The sequence below is a fragment of the Haloquadratum walsbyi C23 genome (assembly GCF_000237865.1).
GTDB classification, from domain to species: Archaea; Halobacteriota; Halobacteria; order Halobacteriales; family Haloferacaceae; genus Haloquadratum; species Haloquadratum walsbyi.
This window is the reverse complement of sequence record NC_017459.1, coordinates 1,990,702-2,008,747: the sequence shown is the minus strand read 5'-3', so window position 1 is coordinate 2,008,747 and position 18,046 is coordinate 1,990,702. Positions and strand designations below refer to the sequence as shown.

10 protein-coding genes and 1 pseudogene are annotated in these 18,046 nt (G+C 46.7%); 6 read left to right on the top strand and 5 right to left on the bottom strand.

Features of this window, described 5'->3' with window-relative positions; translation table 11 throughout:
• Window positions 1–181: 181 nt before the first annotated feature.
• Entirely contained in the window at window positions 182–4,096 is a 3,915-nt protein-coding gene (locus tag HQRW_RS08815; protein ID WP_014556314.1) for an ATP-binding protein, read from the bottom strand.
• Window positions 4,097–4,271: 175 nt separating this feature from the next.
• Here HQRW_RS08815 and gyrB point away from each other — a divergent pair, with 175 nt between their 5' ends.
• Both gyrB and gyrA read left to right on the top strand, forming a co-directional pair.
• Window positions 4,272–6,821, top strand: a complete 2,550-nt coding sequence (gyrB, locus tag HQRW_RS08810; RefSeq protein WP_014556313.1) for a DNA topoisomerase (ATP-hydrolyzing) subunit B — start codon at window positions 4,272–4,274, stop codon at window positions 6,819–6,821.
• The gene (gyrA, locus tag HQRW_RS08805) at window positions 6,821–9,391 is read left to right on the top strand and encodes a DNA gyrase subunit A (RefSeq protein WP_014556312.1); all 2,571 of its coding nucleotides are present in this window, start codon (window positions 6,821–6,823) and stop codon (window positions 9,389–9,391) included. Before gyrB ends, gyrA begins: the two co-directional genes overlap by 1 nt.
• 182 nt (window positions 9,392–9,573) lie before the next feature.
• Here the strand turns inward: gyrA and HQRW_RS08800 are convergent, their stop codons facing one another.
• Window positions 9,574–10,491, bottom strand: coding sequence for an NAD-dependent epimerase/dehydratase family protein (locus tag HQRW_RS08800; RefSeq protein ID WP_011571877.1), 918 nt, complete (start codon window positions 10,489–10,491; stop codon window positions 9,574–9,576).
• Between the two features lie 81 nt (window positions 10,492–10,572).
• On the opposite strand from HQRW_RS08800, the gene HQRW_RS08795 reads away from it, so the two are divergent.
• A complete protein-coding gene (locus tag HQRW_RS08795) occupies window positions 10,573–11,106 on the top strand; it encodes an Rrf2 family transcriptional regulator (protein ID WP_011571876.1) in 534 nt (177 codons plus the stop codon).
• A gap of 298 nt (window positions 11,107–11,404) precedes the next feature.
• Here HQRW_RS08795 and HQRW_RS08790 read toward each other — a convergent pair whose 3' ends face one another.
• The 3 genes from HQRW_RS08790 to cdd form a co-directional block, all read right to left on the bottom strand.
• Entirely contained in the window at window positions 11,405–12,601 is a 1,197-nt protein-coding gene (locus HQRW_RS08790) for an NAD(P)/FAD-dependent oxidoreductase (RefSeq protein ID WP_014556311.1), read from the bottom strand.
• A 207-nt stretch (window positions 12,602–12,808) separates the two neighbouring features.
• Window positions 12,809–13,633 carry a nucleoside phosphorylase gene (locus tag HQRW_RS08785; protein WP_014556310.1) on the bottom strand — a complete coding sequence of 275 codons (825 nt, stop codon included), beginning with the start codon at window positions 13,631–13,633 and terminating at the stop codon, window positions 12,809–12,811.
• A gap of 282 nt (window positions 13,634–13,915) precedes the next feature.
• The gene (gene cdd / locus HQRW_RS08780) at window positions 13,916–14,332 is read right to left on the bottom strand and encodes a cytidine deaminase (protein WP_014556309.1); all 417 of its coding nucleotides are present in this window, start codon (window positions 14,330–14,332) and stop codon (window positions 13,916–13,918) included.
• 615 nt (window positions 14,333–14,947) lie between these two features.
• On the opposite strand from cdd, the pseudogene HQRW_RS08775 reads away from it, so the two are divergent.
• From HQRW_RS08775 to HQRW_RS08765, 3 genes and pseudogenes are all read left to right on the top strand, one after another.
• Window positions 14,948–16,202, top strand: a pseudogene (locus HQRW_RS08775) (IS4 family transposase).
• 406 nt (window positions 16,203–16,608) lie between these two features.
• On the top strand, window positions 16,609–17,055 hold the full coding sequence (locus HQRW_RS08770) for a hypothetical protein (RefSeq protein ID WP_014556307.1): 447 nt from the start codon (window positions 16,609–16,611) through the stop codon (window positions 17,053–17,055).
• 194 nt (window positions 17,056–17,249) lie between these two features.
• Entirely contained in the window at window positions 17,250–17,525 is a 276-nt protein-coding gene (locus HQRW_RS08765) for a hypothetical protein (RefSeq protein ID WP_049892294.1), read from the top strand.
• The last annotated feature ends 521 nt before the right edge of the window (window positions 17,526–18,046 follow it).

The following is an 18,046-nucleotide window of genomic DNA, read 5'->3' as shown; positions in this document are numbered from 1 at the left end:
CACATACTGCTGGGCTATCTCATATTATGCAATATATACTCGTTGTATCATTGCAATGTCTCAGCTTATTGATGCTCATATGAGTGAACATAGAGGGCAGTATATCGCTGAGAATAATCATGGTTTTCGGCGTCGTTGTCTCCAGATATGACTGATTATTCCTTTTGATGACGGGCGTCCCTCATGCGTCAATGGTTAGTTTCTCGGTTTCAACATCGTCGACATCAAGCTCAAATGACGCACCCGTCGGAACTTCATATGTCACAGTAGCCGACTCACCAGCGTCAACGACTGGCTCCCACGTCAGGAAGTATTCATCCTCAAGTTCGACAATTTCGATTTTATCTGGAATAGTATCCGGCTTGGAATCAACAATATCAGTCAGCGTTGGTGATTCCTGACGATCTGAGTAATTCTGCACTGTTAATGTAACTGACCCGTTATCCACATCACGCTCAACACTGACATTATTCATGATTCGTGCTAGTGCATTGTCAATATCTGGGCGGTCATTCTCTGTTACGTCTGCGAGTTTGTTTGCCATCTCTGGAAGAATCCGCCCAAGCACATCCTGTTTTTCTCGCCGTTTTTGCATTGATCGGCGCTTGTTGAGATATGATTTTAGTTCGCGTGAGGCTTCTCGAACTGCAAGTTCAATTTCGTCTTCAATGGCTGGGATATTTGCAAGTGCATCCTTTGACTCACTCGTGAATGGCACATTTGTCGATGCCACGTGAATCATCACCACTGCTGGTCCATTCGGCATTCCAGACCCACCGGGTTGATCAAGTCCATAGTTTCGCCATCCAATTGATTTAATCACATCTGTTGTTGCACATGCACCCCGTTGATAAACCAATGGGACTCGATTTGCAAATCGGAGAAGCGAGATTTTTCCACCCTCGAGTTCACCACCATAGGCAATCCCAGCCTCAACAATAAATGGATCACCCCCGTGAACCTCCGCATCTCGGGTTGCAGCCGCATAGAAATCGGCATCAAACTCCTTTCGTAACCCTGCCTCAACGAGATCTGCTGTAATCGGCGATAGACAATCTGTTGGTGGCGCCAAGATATCTGTTAATCGCATTGCTTCAAGCAAATCCGAGGCGATATTACGGTCGTCTGCAACAGCCTTGACTGCTGGTAACTCATCATCAACAGTCTGCATCGCCGTCCATACCGCATCGACCACGTTTTCACGGGCAGTTTCGCCAAATGACACCTCCTCAGAGACAATCATATCTGCTGATCGATCGACATACTCACGAACTGCGTCTCGGGTCGCACGAAGGGGTTCGGAGCCATCAGCGAATTTTGTTGCAATCCGGTCTGTAACACCTCGAACTGTTTCATGATCTTTTTGCGTGCTTGTTGCATCCGCAACAAGCGGGTAGATATCTTCATCAATATCTGTGGTTAGGACATCCCATGCCGCCTCAACTGCATTCTCTCGAACGGTCGTACCGAATGTTGTCTCAAACTCATCTTCAATGTCCTCTGCAACCGTATCAACAATCCCGACAAGTTCGCCCTGTGTCGTTCCAGATCGTTGATTAACTGTCTCTGCGACGCGGCTTGCAAACGTGGTAGTTGCAGATGCACCTTTGTTTACGACCGCAGCTTCAATGATGGACTCAAGCGATGAGGTTACTTGCTCATCATCAGTGTCGTCAGCATTGTCTGGTATCGTTTCTGGCGCGGACATAGGAAGTGCCCGACCAAAGTGACGGTCGCGAAATTGATCAAGGATCTTTGTTGCCGTTTTTGACCCAACGCGGGTGAACTCCTCACGAAGGAAGCCTGACACAGAGTATGACTCCGTTGCTTCAAGCATTTTCAGTAGTGTTCCTAGTTCAACACCGTGTGGATGTGGTCGAATTTCCTCAGTTTGTGCCGGCAGTTCGGCGCCGTCGACTCGCTCGTACTGGCGAGGCTCCTCAAGCCCAGGTTCATCAAGCGTGATCCGTGCATGTGGATTCACAACCGCTGTGTCTTTCACATAATCACGAAGTTGTCCGCGAGCTCGCATATTTGCCTCCATCTCTAGCTCAATCCGCGTGCCATGTGTCGGTGATAATGATGCAGCACCAGGGTCACGCTCCTGGTCAGCGCTCACCTCAGGTTCGTTTGTGTCTGTATCAATGATGAGCTCAAAATACTGTGCTGTATCGGAACTCTGTGTTCGTGTGGTTATCCTTGCTGGCTTCCCTGAGGTAAGTTGTGAGTACAGCACTGCTGCAGAAATTCCAATACCCTGCTGTCCACGACTATTTTTGACGCAAATTGCCCCGTCATTTGCAGTCACAAAGTTCTCATCATGACCGCTTGCACCAGGCACCGAAATATCGTATACATATGGTGGTGCGTCAATCTCCTCAACACTACTCACTGATACCAAACAAAGATCGCCATCACCCTGCTGGCAGTCTGAATCGGAGCCAGCTATATCAGTCTCAATCTCAGCCCGATCGACTGATACTTCATATATCGTTGTTTGTGCGCTTTCATTTTTGATCTCATCGGACTGTGATGTCTCTGTCTGCGTATTCGCTGTCGCGACTACACCATTCATATTCCATAACGTGGTGAGCTGCCTTGCAAGCGTAGCACTTGTTGTCGTATATGTTACCGTATCATCACCAGCATTTCTTCCGTTTGATGCTTCGGGATATCGATACAACTGAGTCAATAACTGTTGTTGTTGCTTCGGGTCAGATTCAAAGACAAACGATGGAAGTTCTATCTCCCCATCATCCTCACAAATGAGCGGAATCACCGAATCAAGTGGTCTCATCGTGTCGCTAAAGGACCGATCCACCGTATTATGACTCTCTTCTGTAGTATAATCTACACTACTATCAGATACCGGCGATATATCTGATGTGGATGCTGTTGCAATGTATCTCACAAGAGAGGTAATAAACACATTATCGATAGAAACTGAGACCGGCAATCGTGATGATTCACCATCTGGAGTAACAATCTCAAGGGTATAATCAGCGACTGTGGACATTTTATTGTTTTCACATACCGATTTGATCGACAGGCACTCGTTGTTATGATGATCACCACCGGGTGTGTGTTCTTTTGATTGTCGCTGATCTGCACTGGACTGAATCTGCTGTCCGCCGGCGGATGCTATGACCTCACTCGATGCCAGCTGTGATGACGCCAACGAAGCAGATGAAGATTTATGATTTCCGCCTGAAGAGAGAGACGCTTGGTCGGCTTCGTGGATCCGGAACGTTGCTGCAGACTCTTTGAGGTCATCCGGTTTGATATGTTCAAGAATATTGATTCTCTGTGTCTGTGCTCCCGTACTCGATTGTGTTTTTTCATCTACGGTCGTACCGGTATCCACAGACTCTGAAGCCATCGGGAGTTGCTTTGGTGCAAGAATGCTATCGCCCGGTGAAAGCTCGCCGGCATTCACCTCTATTGTCTCATTATCAGAAGAAAGTGAAAACAGACTATGATTACCCGTTATCTCAAGCGTTCGACCGCATGCTGTTGAAATTCGATATACACGCTCATCTGTTCGATGACGAATCGCATTGGTCACCGGCTGCCATGTCATTTCATGCGTTGCTCGGTCAAATGATGGCACCTCAATATTGGCGTCTACTGGAATGGGAGCTGATGCTGGTCCATCCGCAGGGAGATATGAGTCACAAAAGTCGCCGATTGAAGTAAACGTCACATCGCCATCACGACGGATAAGAAGCGTTTGAGTTGGTGTCAACGACTGTTCACGGGCATGGAATCGTGATCCATACAGTAGCTTTCCAAAGACTTTCGGCACCTGTTCGCGGGTTATTCCTGGACCGTTGTCTTCAACAATAAGAGTATAATAATCGCCAGACTCACGAATTTCAATTGAGATATCCGGCTTAATCCCGGCTTCTTCGGTCGCATCAAGAGCATTATCAACTGCCTCCTTAACAGCGGTGACAAGCCCTCGAGCTCCTGAATCGAAGCCCAACATATGTTTGTTCTTTTCAAAGAACTCGGCGATTGAGATTGCCCGCTGGCTCTCCGCCAACTCGTCGGCAATCTCGCCCTCTTCGCCGAGTGTCGACTGAAACGAGGTCATTCTGTGAGGATTGCTATCCGACCGATAGTTAAGAAGGGTTCGGGAGTGCAGTGAAAGTAAACAACAGCATACAATTGCAATTCATCCTGCCGGAGCAAGGACATCTAGTTTGCTCACTTCGCGCCCGCGCGTGCGAGGGTTTATGAATAGACGCGACTTATTGTATCTATATTCAATGTCGCATGAAACAGAATACGGAGCCGGCGATATCCAGGTTTTGGAGGGTCTGGAAGCAGTGCGAAAACGTCCGGCAATGTATATCGGTTCGACGGACTCACGGGGGCTTCATCATCTCGTCTACGAAGTCGTTGATAATGCAATCGACGAGGCACTTGCTGGCCACTGTGACCAGATTGATGTGACACTCCATGAGGATGGCTCAGTCTCGGTCGCCGACAATGGCCGCGGAATTCCTGTTGATACACATGAGCAACATGACATCCCTGCCGTTGAAGTCATTATGACTGTCCTCCATGCTGGCGGGAAGTTTGATAATAAGTCATATCAAGTATCTGGTGGATTGCACGGCGTTGGGGTTTCCGTCGTCAATGCGCTCTCACGCTGGCTTGAGGTTGAAATCAAACGTGATGGTGCTCTTTGGCGAGATAGATTTGAGTATGGTGAACCACAACCTGGAGCATTTGAACGGGTTCGAGATCTTGACTCTGATGAAGAGACAGGAACAACAATTCGATTCTGGCCAAGTGATGATATCTTTGAAACAACGGAGTTTGAATTCTCAACACTCGAAAACCGTCTTCGTGAACTCGCTTTCTTGAATTCTGGTGTTGAGATTTGTATTAATGGTGAAACTGATGATATTAACTCTAAGTTTTGCTTCAATGGTGGTATCCGCGAGTTCGTGAAATATCTCGATGAGACAAAGACGGTACTTCATGATTCAGTTGTCCATTATCAAAACGAACAGGATGGGATTGAGGTTGAGGTTGCATTGCAAGCGACAGAAGAACTCCAAGGTTCAATCCATGCATTCGCGAATAATATCAATACCCGCGAGGGCGGGACGCATCTGACGGGGTTCAAAACAGCACTGACACGAGTAATTAATGACTATGGACGTGAGCATAATCTTCTTGATGGGTTTGATTCATTACAGGGTGAGGATGTCCGTGAGGGGCTTACTGCTGTTGTCTCAATAAAACATCCAGACCCGCAGTTTGAGGGGCAGACAAAGACAAAACTCGGTAATAGCGATGTAAGAGGTATTGTCGAATCAACGACGCATGAGCGACTTGGCACATATCTTGAAGAAAATCCTGACGTTGCCAAAGTCATCGTACGAAAGGCTGTTGAGGCTGCAAAGGCGCGGAAGGCTGCAAAACAGGCTGAGGAACTCACACGTCGAAAGTCTGCACTCGAATCAACATCGCTTCCTGGAAAACTCGCTGATTGTCAAAGTCGGGACCCGGCTGAATCAGAATTATTTATTGTCGAGGGTGACAGTGCCGGTGGCTGCTTTAGTGGTGACACTGAAATTGCACTTGCATCCGGTGATTCAATTACATTTGAATCACTCGTCGACGCGTACGAACGTGGTGAGACACATTATTGCTATACTATCGGCGATGATGGTCGAATCAGGATTGAGGAAATCATGAACCCACGTGTCACACAGGAAGACGCAGCATTACTGGCAGTCACACTTGATAATGGCGAGGTAATTCGCTGCACGCCAGATCATGAGTTCATGCTTCGCGATGGAAATTATTGTGAGGCACAGAATCTCACCGACGGTCAGTCATTGATGCCATTGTATCGAACCACGACTGAAATGACTGAGACAACTGAGACAACTGGGACAGCTGAAATGGTGAAACAGCCGTTTGCTCAAAATAACTGGGAGTCAGTCTCTCAGCTCGCCAACCGGTATACCCGTAGACATACAACAACTGATCATATAGTTGAGACCCAACAGATACAGTCACAACAACAATCACAGATTGAGACCGTTCAGATATCTGAGCGTGCAGACGTACACAATCATACCGTTGTCTCTGTTGAGTCGCTTACAGAAACAGCAGATGTCTATGATCTTGAGGTCCCTGTAACACACAACTTCGCGCTTGCGTCTGGGGTATTTGTCCACAATAGTGCAAAACAGGGGCGTGAAAGACGCTTCCAAGCTATCCTCCCATTGAAAGGGAAGATACTCAACGTTGAGAAACATCGACTTGACCGAATATTGGAAAATGATGAGGTTCGTGCACTTATTACCGCGATTGGCGCGGGAATTGGTGATGAATTCAATGTTGAGGACGCCCGATATAATCGTCTGATTATCCTCAGCGATGCCGACGTTGATGGAGCACACATCCGGACGCTTTTATTGACATTATTATATCGACATATGCGTCCACTTGTTGAGGCAGGATACGTCTACGCTGCGAAACCACCGCTATATCGAATTAGATATAACGGCAACACGTATGATGCCATGACAAAATCAGAACGCGATCAGATCATCTCGGACGTTTGTAATGGCAATCCAACCCAAGTACAACGATTCAAAGGACTTGGTGAAATGAACCCAGAACAACTGTGGGAAACAACAATGAATCCTGAAAACCGCGTACTCAAACAGATTACAGTTGAAGATGCCGCTGCTGCTGATAAAATGTTCTCAGTACTCATGGGTGATGCCGTCGAACCTCGAAAGGAGTTTATCAAAGATCGAGCAACAGACGCTGAGTGGGTGGATATCTGATGAGTTCAGACGCACCTGACCGTTTCGACCCTGAGACCGGAATTGCTGCTGAGGTTGAGACAGCCCGAATCGAGCGGGAAATGGAGCAATCATATATCGATTACGCAATGTCAGTGATTGCGGGTCGAGCGCTCCCAGACGCTCGTGATGGACTCAAGCCTGTTCATCGGCGGATCTTGTATGCAATGCATCAATCAGGGATTTCTGCTCGGTCTGCTCATCGTAAGTCATCATCGATTGTTGGTGAGACAATGGGTGATTATCATCCACACGGGGACTCTGCGATTTATAATGCGCTTGCACGGATGGCGCAGGACTTTTCGATGCGAAATCCGCTTGTCGACGGTCAAGGAAACTTTGGATCTGTCGACGGTGATCCACCAGCAGCGATGCGATATACCGAGGCACGTATGTCGCCAATCGCTGAGGAGTTACTGGATAACATCGAAATGGATACCGTTGAGTTCACAGCAAACTACGATGACCGACTGTCAGAACCAGCAGTCCTTCCGGCAGCCTTTCCAAATCTCTTGGTTAATGGGTCATCCGGTATCGCGGTTGGAATGTCAACAAATATTCCACCACATAATCTTGGTGAGGTGATTGATGCGACAATCCATCTGATTCATCATCCTGAGTGCACAGTTGAGGACTTGATGAATCACGTACAAGGTCCAGACTTTCCAACTGGTGCAAATATCGTCGGGCAGAATGCAATTTATAAAGCATACAAAACTGGGCGTGGACGCGTTCGTGTTCGTGCAGAATTTGATGTTCAAGATGACCGAATCGTTATCACAGAACTGCCGTTCCAGACGAACAAAGCACGGTTAGTCGAACGAATCGCTGATAATGTTAATGCTGGGACAATCGAAGGCATTCGTGACCTCCGGGATGAATCCGATCGAGACGGGATTCGCGTTGTTGTTGAACTGAAACGAGGGGCAAATCCGGATATTGTCAAAAACCAATTACTCGAACATCATCTAGAGTCAACATTTGGGGTAATCAATCTTGCACTTGTTGACGGACAACCACAGGTGCTCACGCTCAAAGAAACGCTACATGAATATCTTGAGCATCGCCGGACCGTTGTCCGTCGTCGGTCACAGTATGAACTCGATGAAAAGCGTGATCGTGCGCATATTCTTGAGGGTCGGCTTCGCGCACTTAAGCAGGTCGATGATGTCGTTGATATTATCCGTAACTCGACAGATCGCGATAATGCAAAGGCTGCACTTCGCGGTGAGCATGTTGTCGAATCAGATGAACGCGGTGAGTCACTACCAACATTTGATTTCTCTGAAGATCAGGCTAATCACATTGTTGCGATGCAACTCGGCTCGCTCACTTCGCTTGAATCTGATGAGATTGAAGATGAGTATGAATCTGTTCAAGAACGGATTGAGCGTTTACAGACGATTCTCAATAACCCCGACGAGCTTGATGCTGTTGTTGAAGATGAACTCGCCACGATTCGAAATAAATACGCCGATGAGCGGCGAACGAGAATAATTGAAGACGATGGAACAGTTACACATGAAGATCTGATTGCGCAGGAAGATGTTGTTGTCGTCGTTACCGAGGATGATTACATTAAGCGGATGTCACTTGAAGACTTCCGTAGTCAACATCGCGGCGGGAAAGGCATCATTGGAACATCACTGAAAGATGGCGATACTGTCTCATCAGTATATGTTGCAAATACTCATGATTATCTGCTGTATTTCACCAGCCATGGGCAGGTATATCAACTCAAGACATATCAAATTCCGGAAATGTCACGGACTGCCCGTGGGAAGTCGGCAGTAAATCTCTTAGAGTTAGACGATGGTGAGCAGATTACTGCCGTTGTCAATACTGCTGAGATGGATATTGATGATGACGAAGAGCGATATTTCACGATGGTGACACAATCAGGGTATATCAAACGGACGAGTGTTAACTCCTTCCAGAATATCCGCTCAACGGGTATCATCGCCATTAGCCTCGGTGCTGATGATAAGCTTATTGACGTTGAGGTAACAGATGGAAATCAAGATATCATCCTTGGAACGCGTAAGGGAATGGCTATTCGATTTAATGAGGGTGATGTCAGGTCAGTGGGGAGATCGGCCCGTGGTGTCCATGGGATCAAACTCGAGGATACTGACGCTGTTGCCGCACTTGCTGCTGTGGATGATGATCAAGACGATTGGGTGCTCACCGTTACTGAGCATGGATATGGAAAGCGAACCGACATCGATCGGTATCGACAACAGTCTCGTAATGGAAAGGGACTCATCGATATCAAGACAAACGAACGTAATGGGCACATCTGTGAGGTTGAAACAGTTGGGATAAGCGATGAACTCTTTATGATGAGTCGAAAGGGACAAATCCTCCGGACCCCTGTCGATGACATTTCAACAGTCGGTCGAAACACAATGGGAGTCATTGTAATGGATCTTGAAGACACTGATACTGTTGCAAGCGTTGATACTCACCCGCGTACAGACGACTCATCAGGAGCAGATAGCGGTGATGGTGAGAGTGAGTCTGAGAATGCAACAACGACAACACCTAGCTAACAATTAGCCCTCGAACAGAACTATACACAAGATATCTTGATTTTGGTCACGAATCAACGACCCCACCCTACTTCGCTCGCTTCATGTTGCTCGCTCGTTAAGAAAGGGGACTCCACCTCAAAGATGTTGAATCGTTTCAGTGACGTCATCGCCAATAAAGAATAATAGCTTTTTCGAACAGACTAATTCATATACGGTTCGCAAACCCGTGAGACGCCTTCTTCAAATGTGATTTTAGGTGTCCATTCGGTCGCCTCACGTATTTTCGTGCTATCAGCCATTGTATCATGAACGTACACCTCAAGTGGGTTCTCAATATATTTGGGGTCAATATCGGTCCCAAGTTCATCGTTGATCATCTCGACCATTGTGTTGAAATCATAGCTTTCGCCCGTGCCAAGATTATAAATTCCCTGTAATTCATACTCAGCAGCGTCTTCGATCCCGCGAACAATATCATCAACATGTGTGAAATCGCGCGTTTGCGTTCCATCGCCAAAGAGTGCTGGTCGCTCACCATTCGCGATTTTCTCTGCAAACTGTGCAACGGTGTTTGCATACTCGCCTTTGTGTTCCTCGGCGCCTCCATAGCCTTGATACACCGAGAAAAATCTCAATCCTGCAAGTGTCATATCATAGTGATTATTAAAATACTCCGCATACGTTTCACGAGCCAATTTGGAGGCTTCATAGCATGTCCGTGCTTCAACTGGTAAATCCTCTGGAGATGGATTTGTCCGTGAACCGTATATTGATGAGGTTGATGCGTACACAACTGTTTGACACCCATCCTCGCGTGCTTGTTCAACAGTATTGACGAACCCCTCGACGTTTACCCGGGTTGCTGTTTGTTTGTTTTCTTCAACCATCGTATATGAGGAGTATGCAGCAAGATGAAATACAACGTCGATATCAGCAGTCGGGAGATCGTCTTCAAGTACACTAGCGTTGACAAACTCGACTGTCTCATCAAGATTTGATGGTGTTCCAAGGTGGAGGTCATCGACGGCTATGACTTCGTTCGTCTCTGCAAGATGATTCGCCAGATTTGAACCAATAAAACCCGCTCCACCGGTTACGAGAACACGATTCTCATGCATATAATATATGTACGGCAGGAATTACAAATCGATACCGAATTATCCACCGGATTTAATACTGTCTGTGGTAAATAATGAAATATGTCATCAATAGAACTAACGTCAAGTCAAAAGAGTATCCTGACAGCACTCATTAATCTTCACCGAGAAGATGAGGAAGCTGTAAAGGGTGAAACGATTGCGGATGAAGTAGATCGTAACCCTGGGACAATCCGAAATCAGATGCAAAGTCTGAAAGCACTGCAACTTGTTGAGGGGGTACCAGGTCCAAAGGGTGGATACAAGCCAACAGCAAATGCATATGAGGCGCTTGAGCTGGATCAGATGGAAGACCCAGCATTCGTTCCATTGTTTCATGAAAATGAAGAAATCAATAACGCGAATGTCGAAGAGATTGATCTGTCATCTGTTCATCATCCTGAGCTCTGTCGGGCAGAAATTCACATTCAGGGTTCCGTTCGTGACTTTCATGAAGGCGATTCAATGACTGTCGGTCCAACGCCACTCTCAAAGCTTGTTATCGAGGGAACGATTGACGGCAAAGACGATACAAGTAATATTCTTATTCTTCAAATTGATGATATGCAGGCACCTGCTAGCGAACCAGCACATTAAATAGTATTTGTCTCGCTCCTTACTGATTTATTATACTCGGTACATTACCGCGGTATCGGATCGGCTTCTTTTGAGAGTCTATTCGGTAGATACCTGCGCAGTTGACATCCTCCTCGCACTAAAGAGCGAGGTTCTGCGCCTGCTCATCGGATATAATATAGTATAATATAATTGAACCGACTTGAGAGTCTATAAATCTAGTATTTTTGATTATGTTCGGTATGCGCTCTGTTCGATCATGACTGTTTCACACACTATCGATATGACTGTTATCAATCATCAATGACTCCAAGACAATTCACATGCTTTCCCATGCCTCAAGTGCGTGTCGAGTCGAGGCAACATCAGCAATCCAACGAGCAGCAATCCCCTTCTTCAATGTCCGAGCTGCTGGACCGGCAAACACATTAATTGGGAGCTTTCCAAAGACAGGGAACTTAACACCATGTGCAACCGCATCGTCGCCAACGGAAACGACAGTCCCTTTATCATCATGTCGCCATGTTTGAAGCGGCTCTTCATTGATTGCCCGTGCGACGTTTTCACCGGCTACCTCAGCGGCTTGCCATGCAGCCTGTGCAGTTGGCGGTGCAACTGACTCAGACCCTTGTTCGATAAGTGCTGTGTCACCAACAGCAAAGATACGTTCATTTGATGTTTGGAAATCCGCATCAGCGAACACGCGCTGTGACCGGTCATCCTTGTTAATGCCAACGTCAGTAACTTCATTATGACCGGTTATACCACCTGTCCAAACAAGAGTATCATATGGCAGTTTCTCAGCGTCATTATCATCATCACCACCAACGTATACCATCTCTGAATCAACTTCTGAAATAAACTCTCCAGTAAGGATTCTCACATCACGTGCTTCTAGCCGCTCTCTAAGCGCCCCTTGCAGTTCCGTGTCATTCCCAGGGAATACTTCATCAAGCCCCTCCACGAGCGTGATTTCCATTGGTGCTCGATGCTCATCACGATATTCTGCAATCTCCCCAGCCGTTTGAATACCTGAAAGACCTGCTCCTCCGACGATAACTTGTGCTGGATCTTCCTGTGTTGCTTCCTTAGCAGCGGTGGCAACATCAGAGTGAATCGCTCGTGCATCATTAAGCCCCTTCAACTCATGAGCATGCTCTTTGAGCCCGTCAATATTATAGAATGCAGTCCCTGAGCCAATGGCTAACAGAAGATAATCATATCCAACTGTCTCCTCACCATTGTCAATTTCGACAGTGCGGTCATCCACATCAACATTCGTCACTCGGCCTGTATGGAAGTCTGTCTCTGATGTCTTGATATCATCAATTGGGATTGCAACCTTTGATTCAACGCTTGGGTCACGAATGCATCGATGAACCTCATGTAAAACGAGATGATAATCATGTTCTGAAATCCATGTGAGTTCAGCATCCGACCCAAGTTTGTCCTCAAGACGATTTACAGCACCGGTACCCGCATATCCAGCCCCAACGACGACGACTTGTGTGCTCATATATGCTTATCAGGTGTTATCGAATAAATGAACTGCGGAACGAGTTGGACAAATCGACGATGATATACCCCAAACAATGCAAATACCGAGATATAACCTCTTGATAATATGAGAATATATGATAGAAATCCAGAACGATCGTATCTCTGTTTATAAATAGTTGGTAGTATGACCACTATATATCAAAAATCACAATATCAATAGCTATTATTCAGATTCGATTGAGAGTCCGGCATGCCACCGGTCGGCTCCAACTGAGCGCTTCACAGCATCCATTTTTGCGAGGAGATGACTTCCAAGGCTTGCAGTCTCTGCAGCTTTCGTATCATCCCCACTCTGAAACTCCCCAGTCTCTCGATTTGCATAGACAGTGCATACAGCTCCCGCGCGAAGCTGATATAGACTCGCAATCGTAAGCAATGTTGCAGCTTCCATCTCAATGTTCATCACATTCATTTCCTTAAGATCTGAAATAAGTGACCCCGATCCCGGTGGAGTATATTCATTGAATCCCATCCGATCCTGTCCTGGATAAAATGAGTCAGTGCTCAATGTCATACCAACGTGATAGTCATACCCAAGCTGTTCTGCAGCGGCGGTGAGTGCAGAAACAACCTCATAATCAGCGACTGCTGGATAATCATCACGTACATACTCTGATGATGTTCCTTCCTGTCTGATTGCTCCTGATGAAATGATTAGATCACCAACGGCAACATCAGCAGATAACGCACCACAGGATCCTACTCGAATGAATGTCTCAGCCCCAATTCGTGCTAGCTCTTCAACTGCAATAGCTGCTGAGGGACCACCAATTCCTGTCGACGTAACTGAAATCGGTGTTTCCTGATACGTCCCAGTCGCTGTCCGAAACTCCCTGTGATCACCGCGCACTGTTGATTTATCCCACATTTCAGTGATTGTCTCAACCCGACCTGGATTTCCCGGAAGCAATACCGTCTCAGCAATATCATCTGCGGTAATTTCGAGGTGATACTGCTCATCATCGTTGGGATCCTCGCTATTTTTCATGCGTTGTATACCGTCTCAGACGACAATATCCTGTCGTGTATTGGCGTGTATTGACGTATATCGCTATACTAGAAATAAAAATCCTGCAAGTGTTACATATTAGTGATGATTAAACAACAGGTATGGTCTGAAATATTATCTACTCGAATAGCACGATGACATGCCGGTATATATTGTAATTGGTATTCGGTAACAGAGTTAGACTATACTACGTAATATCAACATCAATTGACAATGAATTGAGGCGAGTGCCTCGGGGCTCAGATGTGACCCCTGAGTACTTTATTGTCCGTCTGCACTCTGAAGTGTCTCCTCTGAGATTGTTTTCGGAAGTAGTTCTGTGAGTGTATACGTCTCAACTCCCTCCGCACCCTTATCACAAAGAACTTTAAGTGACCCATCAGCAAACTCTGCGAGTGTTTGTCGACACATGCCACAGGGTGTAACGCCATCCCTCGCAGCTGACGCGACTGCGATACGTTCGAATGTGTCCTGACCATCTTTCACTGCAGCGGCAACAGCAACTTCTTCGGCATGAAGACTATTCGAATAGTTTGCATTCTCAATATTACAGCCTGTGTACACCGACCCATCGGTCGTCTCAATTGCAGCCCCGACACGGTATTCAGAGTACGGAACATATGCTGATTCAAATGCTGTACGAGCACGGACAATCAATGTGTGATCACTACTCATCATCGATTCATTCTATATCTAGAGTATAAATAGCTCGCTGTGAACCTGCCTCGGGGGCAAGCCTGAGGCTTCCTGTTTCTCTGACAGAACTTACAAATCCACTCTTACCGAGAGAGTCGTTTCATACTGGTTCCGGTCTCCACAGGTCGTTCGAAAATCGAATATTTTCGTGATCACGAGAGACTTCGTCTCTCGGACGACGTTGATTCGAAACGTCCCATCTCTCTCTGTGTTGGACAGTGCATGGTGTCTGACCGCCCATGTTATTGGACTCTCAGCCAAACACACTGACCATCAGAGTCACTATTTAATCACCAATCAGATCACATATTACGGGTCACTGAGAGGTGTCGGCTTGATCTTGGGGTTAAGCCACGAGGCAGCCGCCTTGACAATCTGTACAGTTACACTATCATGCTCAGACTTCTCAACAGTAGCTCAAACATTCCCTCATGTTCTGATTCGAAGGCGATATTTCATATTGCTCGGTGTGATTCAGCTAAGCAATGGTCGTATACAGCACCATACTTCTCATAGGCAGCCGCTTATGATAATTTACTTTGAGTTTCAAATAGGTCCTGTCGCGTTCTGAGTATATAAAAACGGCGTGAGCCGTTAGTGACGGCCCGTAATGTCTATGCAATTTGATTCAGCAAACAGGCCGTCAGAAGACGTAACGGACGCCTCTAACATCAATTCTACTGATCTCGTCGCTGACGAACTGTACTCGCTGCTCGACGAAGTCGACAGCGAGTCGATTGCCGATGAGTTCAAGATTGGGCTCCACTCCGACAAACACGACTTCACAAACCACGTCAAGACGGCTGTTCGTGAGGGTCTTGACCCCTCCAGCTCACTCGCTGAACTTGAGGATAAGACCATTGTCGACGACTCACTCGAACACATGCCTAAATCACGGTTTTCAGAACTCACGAACGACCGCGACTACTGCGCGGTCGTTCAGCTCCTCTTCGAAGTACTGCACACACCACAGTTGTATCATCAACGTGGAGTTCAACGAAAACGACTGGAGTGGATGACACGAGATGTCGTCGCTGTTGATGCCACAAACCTCGAACTCACGCGCTCTGTTGTCGTCTCAGACGAGTTCGTCGGAGACGACGACAACGTCTACAAGATCGACACAGACGATGGTGGTCTCGAACTTCACTGCGCAGCACGTGTGGATGGAGAAAATAAACATCCACTCGACGCTACTGTTACAGAGGGCGACACCCACGAAAGCCCGCAGTTCGATCTCCTCAAGGAAGATGTCGAGGTCTTTGCAGACCTCGACTCGGTAATCTGGGTCTTTGACCGCGCATACACGCGATATCTACGGTTCTGTGAGATCAAGCATAGTGACAATGATTTTGTCACACTGATGCACTCAGACGCTCGATTTGAACTCATTGAGACACTCGAAGAGTTCGAGGTCACCGTCTCAGGGAACAACGCCGCTCAGCCGACTCACTCAGATGAGGAATCAACGTGACGGGTTCGTGATGAACGAATTGAATTAGCTGAGACTGGCGAAGAGTTCCGCAGGATTATGCTGGAAACACCCGATGGAGAAGAGATTGAGTACCTGACGACGCTGGCGTCGTCAGAGTACGATCCAATCGACGTGATCAACATCTACACACTACGGACAGTGATTGAGATCCTCTTCCGAGAGTGGAAACAGTACCTCAACATCGAGAACTTTCACTCGAAATCGCTGAACGGCGTGTTATTCGAGCTGTTCTGTGCATTGATTGGATATATGCTGGTCGTATGGTTTCGCCAACGCCACCCAGTCAAGGGTGGCGTGGCGCGTGCTATCCAGAAAGTTCGCACCTTCTGGAATGAGACGCTGGATTCATTCGGCTAATCAATCTTCACTTTCCGGCGACAGCCGTCACCCACCAGCGACGGCTGTCGCCTGTACCGCGATCATTCATCATTTCTTTCCTTGAACTGCTATTTCTCTTGGCTCAACACGGATGTCACCGACAACTGTTCGATGAGTGAACTCCCATACGATTCTTACCCAGCAGTTCGTTGGGAGAGAATTTCGCCGGGCTTTATGAACTCAGAACGCGACAGAATAGGTCCCTGCCTCTCGTGTCTAATTTTTCGGGGTCTGTAACGATATGGTATCAATCCAGGTGAGTCTGACCGCCAATTATTGGATTCTATGAGGCTGTGGACTCCATATCGGTTGAGCAGTTCCCGGTCGTGGACAATAGAAAAATAAGTCGAACAGCATATACCAACCGTCTGCGTACCATCAGTCAATGACGTCCGCCGAGGAGACGGCATCATCAACGTCGAATGATCCGAATGGGAGTGCCGATGTTGATGTTGATGTTGAGTCAACCATGACCACTGAAGAGTCATCTTCAACGCGTGCTACCAACCAACCAAAGCCGTCACCACAGGGACAGCCTGGACTGGGTCGTCGGATTCTTCTCACACTTGGTGGGACTGTTATCATCCTCTCAGCCGGGATTGGGTGGATTGTCGGAAGTAACGCCGCACAGACCGTTGCTCGTATTAAGATTCTTAATACACCTGTAGCGATTCCAATAACTCCACTCTCTCTTTCATTATATGGAATTCTCGTATCATCCCTATTTATAACTGTGCTCTTTGGACTTGTCTTAATTGCATCACGTATAGAAAGCCACGATGAGATCAATGTTGATAACAGTGGCAGTACCGGTACTGACCACGATTCCTAAAATAATATATAACTAGATAATAGAGTATACAAAAGTAATTAATTATTAATAATAAATTATGCACAACATGATATTTTTATTTATTGCAGAACTATGTTAAAACTATGAGCCCTCCATCATCAACTAAAGAAAGTGCAGATGCGAGTGCAAATACAGATCAAAGAGTCAAAACTAGCACTACTGCGAGACCCGAAATGGTGACTCAACATACAGAAATAGTCAAAAACACGGACGCAGCATCATCGTTTGACCCAGACGCACCACTGGAATCTGATAGTGATGGAAATAATAGACGACGAGCCATTCTTGCTGTTACTCCTTTTCTCGTGATTGGGCTTGGTAATCTTGTATTACTGCTTGGATGGGGGATTGAACCATTGTGGGCATTTGCAATTTTACCTCCAATTCTTTTTTGCAGTGCTCTTGCGTATATTGTCTTCAGTACAGACTTTCTTTCCGACCGAACATAGTCTCATAAGTGACCACAACACGGACGCTCTTGGCTCGTATACTCAAGATTCAGTTTGTCTGTAGGAAAACCGTTCCAAGGTGTCTTCTCAGACAAGACCCTTGTAGTTGTGCGAAGGGAAGCAAGTGCAATCGACGGTTTATCGGGGTCCCTCACTCTCTGTCATCTCTCATGTCCTTGAGGTCTTCAAAAACTATAATCGGGTTCTTGAATACTTCCGCCCAGTCCACCACTCGACGTGATACCTGATGTAACTGGTCGTGAACAAACCGTTTTTCACGACCTTGGATTTCATATTCGAGTGATGACTGACCTGCTTCTTGAGCTTAGGATACTCGATGACAAGCGAGTCTCCAATGCCAGTCTCTGTCACAGCGACGAGTCAAACACAGTCTTTGTTCACATCGATGCCAACAAGGGTAGTTGCGTCTTGCTTGTCGGCAACCTCTGCTGTTTTATACGTCGCTGTCCTTTCTCATTAGATTTGAGTTGAAATACGAGGGTTGAACTTAGCGACTTCTA

Coding starts and splice junctions, on each gene's coding strand:
- HQRW_RS08785 (WP_014556310.1), bottom strand. CDS start 13,633: ATGAAAAATAGCGAGGATCCCAACGATGATGAGCAGTATCACCTCGAA.
- cdd (WP_014556309.1), bottom strand. CDS start 14,332: ATGATGAGTAGTGATCACACATTGATTGTCCGTGCTCGTACAGCATTT.
- HQRW_RS08800 (WP_011571877.1), bottom strand. CDS start 10,491: ATGCATGAGAATCGTGTTCTCGTAACCGGTGGAGCGGGTTTTATTGGT.
- HQRW_RS08815 (WP_014556314.1), bottom strand. CDS start 4,096: ATGACCTCGTTTCAGTCGACACTCGGCGAAGAGGGCGAGATTGCCGAC.
- HQRW_RS08770 (WP_014556307.1), top strand. CDS start 16,609: ATGACGTCCGCCGAGGAGACGGCATCATCAACGTCGAATGATCCGAAT.
- gyrB (WP_014556313.1), top strand. CDS start 4,272: ATGTCGCATGAAACAGAATACGGAGCCGGCGATATCCAGGTTTTGGAG.
- gyrA (WP_014556312.1), top strand. CDS start 6,821: ATGAGTTCAGACGCACCTGACCGTTTCGACCCTGAGACCGGAATTGCT.
- HQRW_RS08795 (WP_011571876.1), top strand. CDS start 10,573: ATGTCATCAATAGAACTAACGTCAAGTCAAAAGAGTATCCTGACAGCA.
- HQRW_RS08765 (WP_049892294.1), top strand. CDS start 17,250: ATGGTGACTCAACATACAGAAATAGTCAAAAACACGGACGCAGCATCA.
- HQRW_RS08790 (WP_014556311.1), bottom strand. CDS start 12,601: ATGAGCACACAAGTCGTCGTCGTTGGGGCTGGATATGCGGGTACCGGT.